General features: G+C 68.4%; 18 protein-coding genes. All 18 read right to left on the reverse strand.

Annotation, left to right across the window (positions count from 1 at the left end; genetic code table 11):
- Window positions 1-19: 19 nt before the first annotated feature.
- Window positions 20-343, reverse strand: coding sequence for a flagellar hook-basal body complex protein FliE (fliE, locus tag VGU03_RS04275; RefSeq protein ID WP_327478915.1), 324 nt, complete (start codon window positions 341-343; stop codon window positions 20-22).
- Window positions 344-541: 198 nt separating this feature from the next.
- Window positions 542-1966, reverse strand: coding sequence for a sigma-54-dependent Fis family transcriptional regulator (locus VGU03_RS04280; protein ID WP_327478917.1), 1425 nt, complete (start codon window positions 1964-1966; stop codon window positions 542-544).
- 374 nt (window positions 1967-2340) lie between these two features.
- Window positions 2341-2895, reverse strand: a complete 555-nt coding sequence (locus tag VGU03_RS04285) for a PilZ domain-containing protein (RefSeq protein ID WP_327478918.1) — start codon at window positions 2893-2895, stop codon at window positions 2341-2343.
- A gap of 87 nt (window positions 2896-2982) precedes the next feature.
- Window positions 2983-3288 carry a flagellar protein FliT gene (locus tag VGU03_RS04290; protein ID WP_327478919.1) on the reverse strand — a complete coding sequence of 102 codons (306 nt, stop codon included), beginning with the start codon at window positions 3286-3288 and terminating at the stop codon, window positions 2983-2985.
- Window positions 3285-3704 carry a flagellar export chaperone FliS gene (gene fliS / locus VGU03_RS04295; RefSeq protein WP_327478921.1) on the reverse strand — a complete coding sequence of 140 codons (420 nt, stop codon included), beginning with the start codon at window positions 3702-3704 and terminating at the stop codon, window positions 3285-3287. Before fliS ends, VGU03_RS04290 begins: the two co-directional genes overlap by 4 nt.
- Window positions 3705-3715: 11 nt before the next feature.
- On the reverse strand, window positions 3716-5113 hold the full coding sequence (fliD, locus tag VGU03_RS04300; protein ID WP_327478923.1) for a flagellar filament capping protein FliD: 1398 nt from the start codon (window positions 5111-5113) through the stop codon (window positions 3716-3718).
- A gap of 60 nt (window positions 5114-5173) precedes the next feature.
- Window positions 5174-6592, reverse strand: coding sequence for a flagellin (locus VGU03_RS04305; RefSeq protein ID WP_327478924.1), 1419 nt, complete (start codon window positions 6590-6592; stop codon window positions 5174-5176).
- 216 nt (window positions 6593-6808) lie between these two features.
- Complete coding sequence (flgL, locus tag VGU03_RS04310) at window positions 6809-7999, reverse strand: flagellar hook-associated protein FlgL (protein WP_327478925.1); 1191 nt, start codon at window positions 7997-7999, stop codon at window positions 6809-6811.
- Between the two features lie 11 nt (window positions 8000-8010).
- Complete coding sequence (gene flgK, locus VGU03_RS04315) at window positions 8011-9882, reverse strand: flagellar hook-associated protein FlgK (RefSeq protein ID WP_327478926.1); 1872 nt, start codon at window positions 9880-9882, stop codon at window positions 8011-8013.
- Between the two features lie 117 nt (window positions 9883-9999).
- The gene (flgJ, locus tag VGU03_RS04320; protein WP_327478927.1) at window positions 10000-11097 is read right to left on the reverse strand and encodes a flagellar assembly peptidoglycan hydrolase FlgJ; all 1098 of its coding nucleotides are present in this window, start codon (window positions 11095-11097) and stop codon (window positions 10000-10002) included.
- A 17-nt stretch (window positions 11098-11114) separates the two neighbouring features.
- Window positions 11115-12182 carry a flagellar basal body P-ring protein FlgI gene (locus tag VGU03_RS04325; protein WP_327479045.1) on the reverse strand — a complete coding sequence of 356 codons (1068 nt, stop codon included), beginning with the start codon at window positions 12180-12182 and terminating at the stop codon, window positions 11115-11117.
- 188 nt (window positions 12183-12370) lie between these two features.
- Window positions 12371-13051, reverse strand: a complete 681-nt coding sequence (gene flgH, locus VGU03_RS04330) for a flagellar basal body L-ring protein FlgH (protein ID WP_327478928.1) — start codon at window positions 13049-13051, stop codon at window positions 12371-12373.
- Between the two features lie 4 nt (window positions 13052-13055).
- Window positions 13056-13841 carry a flagellar basal-body rod protein FlgG gene (gene flgG, locus VGU03_RS04335; protein ID WP_327478929.1) on the reverse strand — a complete coding sequence of 262 codons (786 nt, stop codon included), beginning with the start codon at window positions 13839-13841 and terminating at the stop codon, window positions 13056-13058.
- Between the two features lie 18 nt (window positions 13842-13859).
- Window positions 13860-14600, reverse strand: a complete 741-nt coding sequence (gene flgF, locus VGU03_RS04340; protein ID WP_327478930.1) for a flagellar basal-body rod protein FlgF — start codon at window positions 14598-14600, stop codon at window positions 13860-13862.
- 21 nt (window positions 14601-14621) lie between these two features.
- On the reverse strand, window positions 14622-15842 hold the full coding sequence (gene flgE / locus VGU03_RS04345; RefSeq protein ID WP_327478931.1) for a flagellar hook protein FlgE: 1221 nt from the start codon (window positions 15840-15842) through the stop codon (window positions 14622-14624).
- 34 nt (window positions 15843-15876) lie between these two features.
- Window positions 15877-16527 (reverse strand): flagellar hook assembly protein FlgD, encoded by a 651-nt coding sequence (locus tag VGU03_RS04350; protein ID WP_327478932.1) that lies wholly within the window; start codon window positions 16525-16527, stop codon window positions 15877-15879.
- A gap of 9 nt (window positions 16528-16536) precedes the next feature.
- The gene (gene flgC, locus VGU03_RS04355; protein WP_091339302.1) at window positions 16537-16959 is read right to left on the reverse strand and encodes a flagellar basal body rod protein FlgC; all 423 of its coding nucleotides are present in this window, start codon (window positions 16957-16959) and stop codon (window positions 16537-16539) included.
- A complete protein-coding gene (flgB, locus tag VGU03_RS04360; RefSeq protein WP_327478934.1) occupies window positions 16959-17363 on the reverse strand; it encodes a flagellar basal body rod protein FlgB in 405 nt (134 codons plus the stop codon). Before flgB ends, flgC begins: the two co-directional genes overlap by 1 nt.
- Between the last annotated feature and the right edge of the window lie 57 nt (window positions 17364-17420).

Consider the following 17420-nt stretch of genomic DNA (forward strand, 5'->3'; position numbering starts at 1 on the left):
CTCTAAAGGCCGGTCGTCGTCAGACCGGCATGTTCATGATGTCCTTGTAGGCATCGACCAGCTTGTTGCGCACTTCGGTCATCGCGCGCAGCGAGAGGTCGGCCTTCTGGATCGCCACCATCGTGCGGCCGAGGTCGGCACCTGCATCGCCGCGCTCGAAGCTGGCGGCCATCTGCCCGGCCTGCTGCTGGGTGTCGCCCACGCTCGCGATCGATTGCTTGAGCAGCGCGCCGAAGTCCGCCGTGGCGGCGGGCGCGGCCTTCAGTGCCGTCTCCGTCGGGCGCACCTGCGCGGAAAGCTGGCGCATCTGGGCGAGCAGGTTGTTGACGTCGATGGTGGTCATGTCGGGATTCCGGCGCGTGGCGGCTTTCGAGGGTGTGATTGCACGAGCTGTGCCATTGAGGGCGGGGAACGGGGAACGGGGAACGTGTGGGTTCAGGCGGAGGCCGGCAGATGCTGGAGGTGGTGCTGGCTGATGCGGCGTTGCCAGGCGTCGCCGCAATGTCGACGTTCCCCGTTCCCCGTTCCCCGTTCCCCGCCCTTACGCCGCCAGGCTGTTCTGCAGCCCGTACTTGCGCAGCTTCTCCACCAGCGTGGTGCGCTGCATGTGCAGCAGCTTGGCGGCGTGCGCGACCACGCCACCGGTGACGTCGAGCGCCTGGCGGATCAGGCCCACCTCGATGTCGGCCAGGTGATCCTTCAGGTCGATGCCGCCCTCGGGCAGCAGGGTGGCGTCGCCGGCATGGGCGGCGGCGTCCATCGTCGTGGGCGCGGCGGCGCCTTCCATCAGCGCCAGCAGCGAAACGCCCGGCGCCTCCTCCACGGCCTGGCGGCCGCGGTATTTCTCCGGCAGGTCGCTGCCGCGGATCTCACCGTGCGGGTAGAGGATGGCCAGGCGCTCGACCAGGTTGCACAGCTCGCGCACGTTGCCCGGCCAGGCGTACTGATGCAGCGCATGGAGCGCGCCGGCGGAGAAGCGCACGCTGGACAGGCCACGGCGCGCCAGGCGCTGGTTGAATTCGTTGATCAGCACCGGCAGGTCGTCCAGGTGCTCGCGCAGCGCAGGCATTTCCAGCGGGAACACGGACAGGCGATAGAACAGGTCCTCGCGGAACTGGCCGCCGGCGATCGCCTGCTCGAGGTTGCGGTGGGTGGCGGCGATGATGCGCACGTCGCAGCGCTGGCTCTTGGTGCCGCCGACGCGCTCGAACACACGCTCCTGCAGCACGCGCAGCAGCTTGACCTGCATGGTCAGGCTCATGTCCCCGATCTCGTCCAGGAACAGCGTGCCGCCCTCGGCCAGCTCGAAGCGCCCCTTGCGCGCGCTGATCGCGCCGGTGAAGGCGCCCTTCTCGTGGCCGAACAGCTCGCTTTCCAGAAGCTCGGCCGGGATCGCACCGCAGTTGATCGCCACGAACGGCTTGTCGCGGCGGGGCGAGCACTCGTGGATGGTGCGCGCGACCATTTCCTTGCCGGTGCCCGATTCGCCCAGCACCAGCACGCTGGAGTCGAACGGCGCCACCTGGCGGATCAGCGCATTGACGCGGCGCATCGGCCCGGATTCGCCGACGAAGCGCAGTTCGCCGCGGCGGCCGCCCAGCAACCGCGCGTACAGGCTGCGCATCACTTCGGCCAGCTGCTCGTAGCGCAGCGGGAACTCCACCATGCCGATGCGGGAGGCGAACGGCGAGCTGGCAGCCGTCAGGCGCGTGGCCCAGGCCGAATCGCTGGCCAGCAGCACCGGCACGTGCCCGGCGGCGTCGCCCAGCAACGCAAACTGGCGCTCGGCCTCGGCCGTGTCGCCGACGGTGCCCACGTAGACGGCGCGCCAGGCGTGGGTCGATTCGTCCGCGGCGATGCAGCTTTCGCCCCGCTGCGGGTGGTAACCGAGGAAGTGCAACGCGGACAGAATGGACTCGGCCCGCGCCTCGTTCGATTCGATCACCAGGAAATCGACCTTGCTCATGTAGTGCCTCCGCTTTGACGCCCAATCCGACGAACCGCCGACCGTCCCGCAGTGTTCGCGATGCTCGATGCCGACTTTCCGTCGTCGGCTGCGCAGAGGAGGGAGCAAGAAGAAGGCCAGCGCAGGGGGCGTACCGCACTGTCCGCGGACGCGTGGATGGCCCTAAAGCGTCACCTGTGAAAAAAATGTCGACGCGCCGTGATGCGCGGATGGTGCAACGGCGACGGTTTGCCGGCGCCATCGGTTCGACGGCGAGTGACCTTGCGTGACACCGCCGCGTCGTCGATCGTCAAACGGACGACGCGCGAGCCTGCAAAAGTGTGAAGCCCTTCACGTGCCGGACGCGGACCAACTCACATGGCCCCAGAGCGGACTCATGCGTTGGCTTGGCGCGCACCTGCCACTTTGCGTCGGTGGTGACGAAACACGAAACGTTCGAGTGACGCAGCGACGCCATCGCCCAGTCCCCGGAAGGCGATGAAGGTGCGGCCGTCACCGAGCCGGCGGTCGACGCGCGCGGGCAGTTCAAGCGGCACGCTGGGACAGGCATCGAAGCGCAGGCGCAGCAGCAGCTCTTCCCCCACGCTTGCCAGGGCATCGGGCACCACGGCGCCGATCGCGTTGAAGCTGAGCTCCTGGCGCGGCGCCAACGCGTCGGCGGACAGCGACAGGCGGCTGACCATATCGATCAGGGCGTTGAGCTTGGCATCCAGCCGCATGAGCTCCTGCATCACCGGGTCATCGTCGTCGGCGTTGTCGGCGCGGCGTTCCTCCAGCGCGGACACGGTGGCGAGCGCGGCGGCATTGCGCTCGGCCAGGCGCTGCGACAGCGCTTCGGGTACCGGCCAGGCAAGCGCCTGGCTGTCCGCATGCCAGCTGCCCTCGCAGGCAAGCCGTTGCTCGAACTCGTTCCAGGCGCTGGCGGTCATGACGGGTTTCCGGCGGGCAGTTGCGTGGACCGTGAGTATGCAAGCACCGGGCCCAGGCCGCCGATCGGGTTCGCCGCAGGATGAACGCTACGGTCCGTCCCGTAGGAGGCATTCACCATAGGCGGCGACGGCACGGGCGCCGTCATGCGCGGCCTGCCACTGCCTGGCCGCCGCATCGCGCGCCTGGACCACCAGGGCCTGCAGTTCGCGGTCGAGCGTAAGCAGTTCGCCGAGCTGGCGCACACCGTCTGCATCCCTGGCCAGGGGTTGCTTCGCCAACGGATGGCGTTGATCTTCCAGCGCGAGGACTTGTTCCCAGTCGCCCGCGCGCGCGGCCTCGAGCATGGCGCACGTCAGCGCCATGGCCAGGGCCAGCGGCTGCGGCGTGCTCATGCGGCGGCGCCGGCGGCGCCGGCGGCGCGGCGCGCCTCCATCGGCACCTGTACCCAGCTGGTGCGGATCTTCTGCAGCAGCGCGCTCACCTCGTCCAGCGCGGCGACGTCGTTGCGCAGGTTGGCGTGCAGCAGGCGCCGGCTCATGTAGTCGTACAGCGCGTCGAGCTGGCTGACCAGCGGGGTCTCCACCGCGGGATCCAGCGCATCGCGCAAGCCGCCGATGATCTCGATGCAGCGCCCGATCACCTCGCCCTTGGCGGCGATCTCGCCGCGCTGCATGTGGCCGCGTGCGGTGATCAGGCGCTCCAGGGCGCCGTCCATGAGCAGCGTGATCAGGCCATGCGGGTCGGCCGACTCCACGCCGCCGTGAGAGCGGATCTGCTGGTAGGCGCTGGCGCCCTGTCCGAATGCCATGGCGTTCTCCGTTACTTCTTGCTCGAGCCGTTGAGCGCGTCGAACTGTTGGGTCAGATAGCTGCTGGTGCTGTTGAGCTTGGCCAACATGGCGTCCAAGGCGTTGAACTGCGCCTGGTAGCGCGCCGTGAGCGCAGCCATGCTGGCGTCCAGGGCGGTTTGCTGGTTGGCCAGGTCGCTCAGCTGCTGGTTGATGTTGCTGGTTCGCGTGCCGAGGATGCCGCTGCTGCCGATCCATCCATCCAGCGGCGTGCCGAACTGCGCGGCGAAACCGCCGGTGCCGCTGAAGAAAGCCTTGACCGTGCCGCCACCGCCGCTCATGGCGGTAGCCAGCTTGCCGCTGTCGAGCTGAAGCGTGCCATCCACCTGCAGCGATATGCCCACCGAAGCGAGCGTGTTGCCGTTGACGGCACCGCCGACGAGCTTGGAAAACGTGCTCTGGATGCCGTTGAGCGTGGCATCGCCAATCAGGGCGCCGGCCGTGCCGCTGGTGGGGTCGTACTGGGTGAGGCTGTTATATATCCCCACGAAACTGTTGTACGTGTTGACGAAGTTGCCGATGGCCGTGGTAGCGGCGGTGGTGTCGTTGGCAACGGTGACGGTCGTCGTGCCGACCGCGGTGAGATTGAGCGTCACGCCATCGATCGCGGTGGTGACCGTGTTCTGCGAACTGCTGCCTGCCAGGCCATCGATGGTGTAGGTGGCGTCCTTTGCGGCGGTAACGACGCTCAGCTTGTTTCCCGTGGTCGCATTCGGATCATAGTTGAGCGCAGCCAAGCCACCGTCGCCGCCGCTGCTGGTCACCTTGAAAACGTTTGCCGTGCCGGTCTGGGTGCTGCTGATGCTCAGGTGCGCACCGTCGGTTCCCGTCACTATCGTGGCGCTGACGCCGGGATTGTTGCTGGCGTTGTTGATCGCGTCGCGAATCGAGGCGAGCGAGGAATTCGTGCTGTCGATCGACAGGCTCATCTGCTGGCTGCCCACGCTGATGGTGAGCGTGCCGGTGCCGAGGTTCGCGGTATCGCTCGCAAAGGCTCCCGACGAGGCTTTCAGTGCCGTGGCCAGCTGCGTCACGTTGACTGAATAGTTGCCGGTGGTCGCCGTGCTGCTCGCGCTGGCGCTCAGCAGGGTGCTGTCGCCCACGCTCGTCTTGCGCACCGTGAACGCGCTGCCGTCGTTGAGCGATGACAACGACGATTGCAGGGCCGAAAGCGCCGCCGTCACCTGGCCCAGGGCGGACAACTGGGTCTGCGCAGAGGCCTTTTGACTGTCGATGGCGCTCTGCTGGGGCGCCCGCTTTGCGGCGACGAGCTGGCTGACCAGGCCGTTTACGTCCAATCCCGATCCAACGCCCGCGGCGGTGAGAATGCCCGAAGTCGGAGTACTGGTGGAGCCGACGGTGACAGCCATGGTCGCAAACCCTCAATGAAGAGGGCGGCCATGTCGCCATGGCCGCCCGATACCGCACTGTTACTGGAGCAGCTTCAGGACGCTCTGCGTGCTGGAGTTGGCCTGGGCCAGAACCGAGACACCCGCCTGCTGCAGGATGTTCGCGCTGGACATGTTCGCGGTCTCGGCAGCGAAATCGGCGTCCTGGATCTGGCTGCGCGAGGCGTCCAGGTTCTGCGAGATCGTCTGCAGGTTGGCGATGGTGGACTGGAAGCGGTTCTGCACGGCGCCCAGGTTGCTGCGCATCGAGCTGATCGTGGCGAGCGCCGCGTCGATACGGTTCATCGTGTCGTTGGCGCCGGCCACGGTCTTGACGCTGGTGGACGCCAGCGTGTTGGTGTCCTTGGTGATGGTGTTGGAAGCGAACCCAAGGTCAGCATAGGCGCCGGTCATGGTGATGTTGTCCGCCGCACTCAGGGTCACGTCGCCCTGGTTGTTCTTCACGATGCCTGCGGCAACGCCGCCGGTGGCACCGCCGCCCAGGGTCTGGGCAATGTTGATGTCGCGGCCGTCGGAGGTGGAGAAGGTCAGGTTGCCGCCGGTGAAGCTGGCGGACACGCCGGTCTGGGTCGAGTACAGGTTGACCTGTGCGGCTACGGCACTGCCGGTGAGCGCGGCGCCGCTGGTGTCCGTGGCGTTGTAGATGCTGACGCCATTGATGCTCAGCGTATAGGTGTTGCCCGCGGCGCCGCCGGTGCTGGTGAAGGCGCCGGTCACGCTGTTGGAGGCGGTCGCGGTCAGGCCAGCCACGCCCGAAGCATTGATCGCGGCGGCCTTGGCGAAGGCGCTGCTGGCGGTCTGGCCGGCGCCGCCGCCGGCGGTGGATGCCCCGATGGAAACGGCCGCACCGCTGCCCACGGCGATGGTGACGCCACCGCTGGTCAGCGCATTGCCGGTGACCGCGCCGCTGGTGGACGTGGCGATCTGGCCCAACTGGTCAGCCCGCGAACCCTGGCTCAGGTTCACCGAGATGGTCTCGCCGACGTTGGCGCCGACCTGGAATGCAGCCTGGCCGAAGGTGCCATCGAGCACGTGGCGGCCGTTGAAGGTGGTCTGGCTGGCGATACGGGTGATTTCCGCCAGGCGCTGCTGCACTTCGGCGTCGAGCGCGGCGCGGTCGCTGTCGGAGTTGGTCGCGTTGGCCGACTGCACCGCCAGCTCGCGGATGCGCTGCATGTTGTTGGTCACCTCGTTCAGCGCCGACTCGGTGGTCTGCGCCAGCGAAATGCCGTCGTTGGCATTGCGCACGGCCTGGTTCAGGCCGTTGATCTGGGTGGTGAACCGGGTGGCGATGGCCAGGCCGGCGGCATCGTCCTTCGCGCTGTTGATGCGCATGCCCGAGGACAGGCGCTGGATGGCGGTGGCCAGCTTGCTCTGCGTCGTGGACAGGTTCTGCTGCGCATTGAGCGACATGATGTTGGTGAGAACGCTCATGACCATGGGAATGTCTCCGTTAGGGTCTTGGGTGCCGTTGGTCGGCGGTGGTAGTCAGCGGGATGCCGATTGGAACACCGCCGCCTCAGACCCTTTTTCGACCCTCACCATGGAAACTTGAGCGGGTCAACTGCTTTTTCTGCATTTCCCTGTTTTGCGCCTTCCGCGCCGCCCCTTCACTTCCGGACGGCGCAAGTCGCGCGGGGGGACCATCGGACCGCATCACTTGAGATAATCGAACAACGACATGTTCTGCAGCTTGCTGAAGGTCAGCTGCGCGGCCTGCAGCGCGGAGCTCTGCAGGCTCAGTTTGCTCACCGCGTCGTAGTAGTTGAGGTCCTGCACGTCCGACAGCGCGGTCTTGTACTGCAGGGTGAGGTCGCCGTTGAGCGAGCCCTGCTGGTCCAGCGCATTCATCCGGGCACCCACTCCCGCGCGCGTCTGCGTGAGCGTGCCGATCGCCTGGTCGAGGTTGGCAAGCTGGCCGCCGAGCGCGTTCTGCATGCCTGCCTCACTCGTGGACTGGCGCAGCGCACCGATGATGCCGTCGAGCGTGTCGAACATGCTCTGCTTGGACGAAGGCGCCACCGCGAAGCTGTCGTTCGTCGCCGGCGTGCCGCTGAAGGCGACCTGCACACCCTTGAAGGCGATCGTGCCGCCCTTCTCCGGATCGTAGGCGCCGCTGCTGACCACGGCGCCGCCGCTATCACGCACCTCGTAGGCGTTGGGCGCGGTGAACACGATCTGGTAGTTGCCGCCATTCCACGCGCTCGGGTCGGTTACGCCGGTGGCACCGGCCAGCGCGCTGCCGGTGTTGCCGGCAGCCGCGCCCACGGCGAAGCTGCCGTTGCCGGTAGGAATGTCCATGAACACCGCGCTGCCCGGATCGCCGGTGGCGACCTGCAGACCGGGGCCGGCCGCGACCATGCGCTGGCCCTGGTCGCCCACATAGCTCACGCCGCCAGATTGCGAGAGGAACGGCACGGCGCCCGTGCGGTTGCCGGCGAAGATGTAGTCGCCCTGCGCATCCTTGCTGTTGGCCATGCCCAACAACTGGCCGCGCAGCTGCACCATTTCGGCGGCGATGTCGTTGCGCGACTCGGCCGTCTGGCTGGGGTTCATGCCCTGCAGCAGCAGCGTGCGCACGCGGCCCAGCACGTTGCCGACCGAGGACAGCGTCGTGTCCTCCAGCCCCAGCCGCGCGTTGGCCGAAGTGATGTTGCGCTGGTACTGGTCGGTGTCGGCGCCAAGATGAGTCAGTTCCACGGCGCGCGTCGCGCCCACCGGATCGTCCGAGGGCTGGTTGATGCGCTTGCCAGTGCCCATCTGCGTCTGGATGCCGGACAGGTCGCCCTGCCGCTCCATCATCGTGTTAACCGACTGCTGTTGCATCCAGCTGGTGGAGACTCTCATGACGGTGGCCCTTAGCTCTTGACCGCGCCGAGCAATGCGTTGAACACGGTGTTGGCGGCGTTGATGACCTGCGCCGACGCCTGGTAGGCCTGCTGGAAGCGCACCAGATTGGCCGCCTCCTCGTCGACGTTGACGCCGCTGACGCTCTGTTGCGCGGCCATCGCCTGGTTGTAGACGGCGGTCTGCGTCTTGGCTGCGTCGTCGGCCAGCGAACCGGCGCTGCCGACCTGGCCGACCAGCTGGCCATAGGCGCCGCCTACGCTGGTCGCGCCGCCATCGAGCACGCCCAGGTTGGCCACCGCGCCGAGCTTGAGCGCGTTTGCGTTGTCGCCGCGCGCGTTGGTGTTGGCCTTCACGGTGAAGCTGTCGCCATTGGCGGGCGCGCCCGAGAGCACGAGGCTCCAGCCGTTGTGCACGACGGGCGTGCCGGCGGTGAAGGTCTGCGCCGGACCACCGTCGATGCTGTAGCTGGTCGGCGAGGAGAACACGATGCTGGAGGCGGTGAACAGGTTCGGATTGCTGCCGTCGGCGACGCTGAGCGCACCGATGGCAGCGTTGCCGGTGTTCGCGCTGGCCGCGCTGCCTACCAGCGGCGCGGCTGCAGCCACTTTGTTCGGATCGGTGATCGCCACGGCTATGCCGCCGGCTGCATTGCGGCTGGGTTGGATGCGGAAGCTGTCGCCGGCGTTGGCGGCACCGCCACCCAGGGTGAAGCTCAGGCCGCCGGCCTTGAACGGATCGGCCCCTGTGCCGGTGCCGGTCATCGCCACCGTAGCGCCGCTGCCGTCACGCAGGCTCCAGGCGCTACCGTCGTAGCTCAGCACGTAGTCCTGGCTGCCGAGCGCGCCGATGTCGCTGATGCTCGCCGTGAGCGTGGCGATGCCGGTATTGCTGCCGGCCGCCTGCACGGCGGGGCCGGCGACGTTGAAAAAGGTGCCGCCGAGCTGGCCGTTGAGGTCCACGCCCTGCGCGTGCTGCGCGTTGAAGGCGCCAGCCAGCGCCAGCGCGGCGCGACCGAGCTGATTCTGCGCGGGGTCGAGCACGTTGCTGCGGAAATCCAGCAGCGCGCCCAGCGTGCCTCCGCCGATGCGGCTGCTCAGCACCGCGCCGGTACCTTTGTCGACCACTTCCAGCCGGGTCGCGTCATAGGTGTTGGCCGCGGTACCCAGGTCGTAGGATTGCGTGCCGCTGACCAGCGCCTGCCCATTGCCGACGAACACGCTCAGGGTACCGTCGTTCTGCGGCGCCACGCTGATGCCGACCTCGCCCGAGAGCTTCTTGATCAGCGCGTCACGCTGGTCGAGCAGGTCGGACGGCTGCTGGCCGGTGGAGGCGCGGATGCGCTCGTTGAGCTTGGCGATCCCCGCGCTGTCGCTGTTGATGGCGGCGACCGTATCGGCGAGTTGACGCTGCACTTGCCCGCCCAGGCTGTCGAACTGGCCGGACAGTGCCTGAAAGGTGCTGGTCAGGCCGCCGGCGCGGGCCAGCAACACGCTGCGGGCGGAGGCGTCCGCCGGGGCATTGGCCACGTCCTGCATCGAGCCGAAGAAGGTGTCCAGCGAACTCTGCAGGTTGCTGCTGCCGGAAAGCTGGTTGTTGAGCTGGCCGGTCAGGCCCTGGTAGGCGTTGGCGCGTCCCTGGGCGGAGGCGGCCGACCACAGCGCGCTGTTGAGGTACTGGCTGTAGGCGCGCTGCACCGCCTGGGTGTCCACGCCAGTGCCGACGTAGTAATTCCCTTCCTGCTGCGGCGCGCGCGCGGCGAAGCTCACCTGCTGGCGGCTGTAGCCGTCGGTGTTGGCGTTGGACACGTTGTGGCCCACGGTGCTCAGGCCCACTTGCGCGGCGAGCAGGCCGGAGACGCCGGTGGAAAGCAGGTCAGCCATGATGATTTCCCGGACGGATGGCACGCGGGCGGGCGGACCGCGGCAAGCGGCCCGGCCAAGACCCGATCGGCGGAATCAGGGCATGCGTCATGCCCCCTTTGACGGCAACTTGGCGTCTCACTTGAACGCCCCCGCATCCAGCGCAGCCAGCGCCTCGCGCATCTGCGGGCTGTTGGCGATGGCGGTGAGCTTGGCCGCGTAGCCCGGATCCGTGGCGTAGCCGCCGCGGCTCAGCGCATGCGCGAAGCCGGCGACGTTCTCGCCCTTGCCCAGTGCCTGCGCGTAGCGCGGGCTGTCGGTGAGCATGCGTGCGTAGTCGGCGAAGGCGTCGGCCGGGCTGGCGTAGGCGCGGAAGTTGTCCCGCTTGCGCACCGCCACGCCGTTCTCGTACTCGAGCGTGGGCACGCTGACCTTGTCGCCGGCCCAGCCACCGCCGGCCTTGATGCCGAACAGGTTGAAGCTGCTGGAACCGTCGTGGCGCTGCGGCAGGTGCTTGCCCCAGCCGGTTTCCAACGCGGCCTGCGCCAGCAGCGCGCGCACCGAGACGCCCAGCTTGGCGGCGGCGGCCTGCGCGTGCGGCGCCATCGCCTGCACGAAGCCGACCGGGTCGCCCGGGACGAACTTGCTGGCCACGTTTACCGCGCCCTGCGCCAGCTGGCCGAGCGTGGCCCGCCAGTCCTTCGCGGCGAGAGCGTCGCTGGTCAGCGGCAGCAGCGCGCCGTCCTGTGCGTCCGCGCCAGAGCCCAGGTTCAGCAAGGCACGGGTGCCCGCCTCGGCGCCCGCGGCAAGCGGGGCGAACAGGCCGGAGACGGCGCCGCCGGGCAGCGCACCGGCAGCGACGCCGGCGAGCAGGGTCTTGTCGTCGGTGGCCGGTGCCGGGGCGGACTGCGCGTCCTTGCCGCCGAGCTGGCGCACCAGCATGCGCGCGATCCCAAGGCCGTTGTTGCCCTGGGACAGCGAGAGCGAAAGCTGCTGGTCGAACAGGTCGCGGTAGGCCTTGCCCTGCTCGCTGTCGCCCACGTCGTTGTCGCCGAAGCTGGCGTTCGCCTCGCGCATCGACTTCAGCATCATCTGGGTGAAGATCGCCTCGAACTGCCTGGCGACCTTCGGCAGCGCCGCCTTGTCGTCGCCCTTGGCCTGCGCGCGCAGCTGGTTGAACCCGGACAGGTCGGTCCAGGTGTCGAGCGCGGGCGTGGCGGGCGTGGCGGGCGTCATGTTTCCGTCGCGTGGAGCTAGATCACGACGAGCTCTGCATGAAGCGCGCCAGCCTGCTTGAGCGCCTGCAGGATCGAGATCAGGTCGCTCGGCGCCGCGCCCACCTGGTTCACCGCGCGCACGATGGTGTCCAGGCTCACGCCCGGGCCGAACTTGAACATGTGCGCGCCGCTTTCGCTGACCTGCACGTCGGAACTGGGCACCACCGCGGTCTGGCCGCGCGAGAACGGCCCCGGCTGGCTGACCTGCGGCTGCTCGCTGATGGTGACCTGGATCGCGCCGTGCGCCACTGCGGCGGCGGAGACCTTCACGTCCGAACCGATCACCACGGTGCCGGTGCGCGAGTTGACCACCACGCGCGCGGGCGCGTCGCCCGGGGTGACGTCGAGGTTCTGGATCATGCCCAGCCAGGCCACTTTCTGCGCCGGGTCCTGCGGGCCGCGCACCGAGATCGTGCCGCCGTCGACCGGCGTGGCGGTGCCCGCGCCGAAGGCGCCATTGACCGCCTGCGCGATGCGCGCGGCGGTGGTGAAGTCGGGCGTGTTGAGGTTGAGCATCAGGTCACCGCCGCCGGCGAACGCGGACGGCACGCTGCGCTCGACCGAGGCGCCGTTGGGGATGCGCCCGCTGGCGGAGATGTTCACCTGCACGCTGGAGCCGCTCTTGCCCTGCGCACTGACGCCGCCGACCACCACGCTGCCTTGCGCGATCGCATAGACGTTGCCGTCGGCGCCGCGCAGCGGCGACATCAGCAGCTCGCCGCCGCGCAGGCTTTTGGCGTTGCCGATCGAGGCCACGGTGACGTCGATCTGCTGGCCGGGCTTGGCGAAGGGCGGCAGCTCGGCGGTGATGGTCACCGCCGCGGCGTTCTTCAGCTGCGGCCGCGCGTTGGGCGGCACCGTGATGCCGAACTGCTGCAGCATGTTCTCCAGGCTCTGCGTGGTGAACGGGGCCTGGGTGGTCTGATCGCCCGAGCCGTCCAGGCCCACCACCAGGCCGTAGCCGATCAGCTGGTTGGAGCGCACGCCGCCGACGGAGGCCAGGTCGCGGATCTTGTCCGCGTGCAGCGGCGCGCAGGCGAGCATCGCCACGAGCGCTGCCACCACGTGCAGGCCGAAGCTGCGCCAGCGCTGCAGCGCGCGGCGCAGCGCGGCGCGGCGGGTTTCCTCGGCACGCGAGTGGTCGTATGGCTCGGCGGCGGTGGACGCCGGCAGGGGGGAAACCTCGCGGGTTTCCCCGGCGGGCTGCGACGGCTCGGGAAGCTGCGGCTTCATCAGAACGGCATCCACTTGGAATTGAAGAAGCGCGACAGCCATCCGCGCGTATTGGCGTCGGCCAGCGTGCCGCGGCCGGTGTAGCTGATGCGCGCGTCGGCCACGCGGGTGGAGGGCACGGTGTTGTCCTGGCCGATGTCCTGCGGGCGCACGATGCCGGCGATACGCACCAGCTCCTGCCCCTGGTTGATGGTCAGCCACTTCTCGCCGCGCACCATCAGGTTGCCGTTGGACAGGCGCTGCGCCACGGTCACGGTGATCTGGCCGGTGAGCTGGTTGGACTGGCTGGACGAACCGTTGCCGTCGAACGTGCGCTCGCCGTCCAGACCGATGTCCGCCGCCTTGCCGCCGATGGAGACGCCCTGGCCCAGGATCGTGGGCGAGGCGATCTTGGCCTTGTCGGTCTTGCTGGTGCTGGTGCTGGCCTTCTTGCTCGCCTGCGTGCTTTCCACCAGCACGATGGTGAGGATGTCGCCCACGCGGTGCGCGCGCGGATCGGAGAACAGCTCCATGCCCTGCGAATCGTGGTAGATCGCGCCATCGGACGGCGCGGCGGCGACGTCCGGCTGCATTGGCGGCGTGGCCGCCCATGCCGCGTCGTCGTGGCTGGGCTGCATGGTGGCGCAGCCGGCGAGCGCGAGCAGCGCGGCGGCGGCGAGGAAACGGAAAGCGGCGTGCATGGAATCAGGTCTTGTTGGTGAGGAACTGCAGCATCTGGTCGGCCGCGGAGATGGCCTTGGAATTCATTTCATAGGTGCGCTGGGTCTCGATCATGTCGACCATCTGCTCGACCACGTTGACGTTCGAGCTCTCCAGCGCGCCTTGCGAGAGCGTGCCCAGGCCGTTGAGCCCCGGCTGGCCCGGCTGCGGCGTGCCGCTGGAGGCGGTTTCCAGGTAAAGGTTGTCGCCGTTGGGCTGCAGACCCGCCGGGTTGATGAAGTCGGCCAGCTGCACGGTGCCCACCTGCTGGGGCGCTGCCTGGCCCGGCAGCGTGATGCTGACCGTGCCGTCGCTGCCGATGGTGATCGACTGGGCGTTGGCCGGAATGGTGATGGCCGGTGCCACCGCATAGCCGTTGGCCGTGACGACCTGCCCGTTCTGGTCCATGTGCAGCGAGCCGTCGCGGGTGTAGGCGGTGGTGCCGTCGGGCATGGTCACCTGCAGGAAGCCGCGGCCCTGGATGGCCAGGTCCAGCGAATTGCCGGTCTGCTCGATGTTGCCCTGGGTGAACAGCTTCTCGTTGCCGACCACGCGCACACCGGTGCCCAGCATCAGGCCCGAGGGGGCGGCGGTCTGCTCGGTGGTCTGCCCGCCGGGCTGGCGCAGGTTCTGGTAGACCAGGTCCTGGAACGCGGCGCGCGAGCTCTTGAAGCCGGTGGTGTTGGCGTTGGCCAGGTTGTGCGAGACCACGTCCATGCGCGTCTGCTGCGCATCGAGGCCAGTCTTGGCGACCCACAGGGAAGAGAACATGGGTGTCTCCTGTAAAACTTAGGTGAGTGACAGCAGGCGGGTCGCCGACTGCGCGTTGTCGTCGGCGTTCTTGATCGCCTTGACCTGGAGTTCGTACTGGCGCGAGAGCTCGATCATCTGCACCAGCGTCTGCGACGGGTTGACGTTGCTGGACTCGAGCACGCCCGATTTCACGGTCACGGCCGGATCGGCGTCGGCGGTGCCGCCGCCGGCCAGGTGCATCAGCCCGTCGCTGCCCAGCGCCAGTTGGTTGGCCGGCGGGTTGACCAGCTTGAGCTTGCCGACCGAGGCGATCGTCTGCGGGCCCTGGCCGGTCGGCACCACCGAGATGGTGCCGTCGTTGCCGATGCTCACCTGGCTCGCCGGCGGCAGGCTGATCGGGCCGCCGTCGCCCAGTACCAGGTTGCCGCGCGCGTCGGTGAGCAGGCCATCGGGGGTGAGCTGCAGGTTGCCGGCGCGCGTGTAGGCTTCGCTGCCATCGGCCGCCTGCACCGCGATCCAGCCATCGCCCTGCACCGCAACGTCGAACTCGCGGCCGGTCTGGATCTCCGCGCCCGAGCGCAGGTCCACGCCCTCGCCCTGCGCCACGCCGTTGATCCGCGTGGGCATACCGGGCCCCTGCACCGGCAGCGCCTGGAAGGCCGACATCTGCGCCTTGAAGCCGACCGTGTCGGCGTTGGCCAGGTTGTGCGCCACTTCGGTCTGCGCCCGCATCATCTGCGTGGCGCCGGTCATGGCGACGTAGAGCGAACGATCCATGGGATTGCCTCAGCCCCCGCGTCAGTTGCGGATGTTGATGATGGTCTGGGTCAGCTTGTCGTCGGTGGAGATCACCTGGGCGTTGGCCTGGTAGTTGCGCTGCGCCTTGATCATGTTCACCAGTTGCGCGGTGAGGTCGGCGGTGTTGGAAGCCTCCAGCGCGCCCGACTGCACGGCGCCGAAAGTGCCCTGGCCGGCTGCGCCCATCACCGGCGCGCCCGAGTCGAACGAGGCCGCCCAGTTGGTGTTGTCCAGCTGGCGCAGACCGTTCAAGTTGCTGAAGTTGGCCAGCGCGAGCTGGCCCAGCGCAGTGGACTGGCCGTTCGAATACTTCGCCTGCACCACCCCTTGGCTGGACACGTCGATGCTCGAGAGCGTGCCGCTGGGATAGCCGTCCTGGTTGATCGCGCTCAGCGAATAGCTGTTGCCGAACTGCGTGGCCTTGGAAAGGTCCAGCGAGAGCGTCAGCGGGTTGGCGCCCGGGCTGACCGACATCGCCGGGAAGTTGAGCTTGCCGCCGGCCGGCGTGGCCAGCGCGCCGCTGCTGGTGAAGGAAACCGCCTGCGGCGCGCCGGCCGAGACGCCATCGACGTACAGGTAGGCGTTCCAGGTGTTGGCAGCGGGCTGCTTGACGAAGTAGACGGTGCCATTGTGGCTGGCGCCCAGCGAGTCGTAGGCGGTGAACGGCGTGGCCTGGTTGTAGCTCTGCGCGTCGGTGGGACTGAACGGCGTGGTGGTCGGCCCGGTCGCATCGGAGGGCAGGTTCAGCGACATCTGCACGCTGCCGGTGGCCTTGGCCGCGCTCTGCGCAGTGGTCATCTGCAGGTCGACCAGCGTGCTGGTGTCGAAGCCGTTGCCCGCGGGCGGAAACACCTGCAGGTGCTGGCCGCTGGCATTGACCACGTAGCCGTTGGCGTCCTGCTGGAACGCGCCGGCGCGGGTGTAGGCATAGCCCTTGCCGTCGCGCAGGGTGAAGAAGCCGTCGCCGTTGAGCGCGAAGTCCAGGCTGTTGCCGGTGTTCTCCACGTTGCCGGCGCCGAACTGCTGCGCCACCTCGGCCAGCCGCACGCCGCTGCCGATGGCGGTGGCCGACAGGTTGCGGCCGGCGGAGTTGTAGAGCTCCGCGAACTCCGCGCGCGAGCCCTTGAAGCCGGTGGTGCCGGTGTTGGCGATGTTGTTGGCGGTGACTTCCAGGTCCTTGGAAGCCGCGTTCAGGCCGCTCAGCGCGATATTGAAAGCCATCGGTGTTCCCCGTTGGGTGGGATGGATTGATGTTCTAGTTGACGCGCGCGACCTGGCTCAGCAGCACGCCGCCGAAGCCATCCACGTCCAGGTAGGCGCCGTCGGCGCCGGTCATGCCCACGCCGGCGACCTTGCCGCTGACGTAGGTCGCCGCCGCGGCGGTACCCACCTGCGCGGACAGGCCATAGGTACCCGGCGGCAACGGCTGGCCGTCGTCGCCCACGCCGTTCCAATGGAAATCGGCCAGGCCCGCTATCTGCGTGCCGAGATCCATCGTCCGCACCACGTTGCCGGCGGCGTCGGTGATGCGCACGAAGGTGCGCCCGCCGCCGTCGGGAATGTTGACCGCCCCGTCCAGCGCCCCGCCCTGCAGCTTGCCGACCGCCGAAGGCACGGTGACGCTGTGGCCGACCATGCTGGAGGCCTGCAGCAACTGGTTGCCCTGCATCGACTTGGAGAGTGCGTCGAAGGAGGTCTGCAGGTTCTGCGTGGCCGAGACCTGGTTGATCTGGGCGAGCTGGCTGACCATCTGCGAGGAATCCATCGGCTGGGTCGGGTCCTGGTTGCGCATCTGCTGGATCAGCAGGCTCAGGAAGTCCGCCTGGCTGAGCGTCTTGTTGTCCTTCTTTGCGGACTGCACGTCGGCGCCGGCGGAGCCCGAGGAATTGACTGCGATGTCGCTCATGGCCGTTCCTTATTTCCCCAGGTCCAGCGTCTTCTGCATCAGCTGGCGCGCGGTGTTCATCACTTCGACGTTGTTCTGGTAGGAGCGCGAGGCCGAGATCATGTTGACCAGCTCGTCCACCGGGTTGACGTTGCTCTGGTAGACGTAGCCGTCGGCGTCGGCCATCGGGTTGCCCGGCTCGTAGCGACTGGTGATCGCGTTGGGGCTTTCGGTGACACCGAGCACCTTGACGCCCTCGCTGCCGGCCTCGGCCGGCTTGCCGTCCAGGCCGTTGCGGATCGCCGCGAACAGCGGCTCCTTGGCGCGGTAGGCTGCCTGCGGCGTGCTGGCCACGCTGTCGGCGTTGGCCAGGTTGCTGGCGACCGTGTTGAGCCGGGTGGATTGCGCCGCCATGCCTGAGCCGGCGACGTTGAAGATATTGAAGAGGGACATCAGCCCTGGCCTCCGGTGATCGCCGTGCGCAGCATGCGGATCTGCGCGGTGATGAAGGCCAGGCTCGCCTGGTAATGCACGCCGTTGGCGGCGAAGGCGGCCTGCTCCTGCTGCGCGTCGACGGTGTTGCCGTCCATGCTGGGCTGGGTGGGCACGCGGTAGGCAAGCGTGTCGCGCGCCTGGGCGACCGGGTCGATCTGGCCGGGCGTGGGTGCGGCCAGCGGCAGGCTGCCGTCGCCGCTGCCGCCGGCGGCGGCCAGTGCCTTGCGGAAGTCGACGTCGCGGGCGAGATAGCCGGGGGTGTCGGCATTGGCCAGGTTGCTGGCCAGCACCTCGGTACGGCGCTGCCACAGCGCGAGCGCGCCGGTGTGCATGCCGAACAGGTTGTCGATGGGTTGGCTCATCGCTTGCCTCCGCGCGGGTCGATACGTCCGCACGGGGCTGGAGGCAAGTTGTGTGCC

The organism is Frateuria sp., assembly GCF_035944355.1.
In the GTDB taxonomy this organism is placed as follows: Bacteria; Pseudomonadota; Gammaproteobacteria; order Xanthomonadales; family Rhodanobacteraceae; genus Frateuria_A.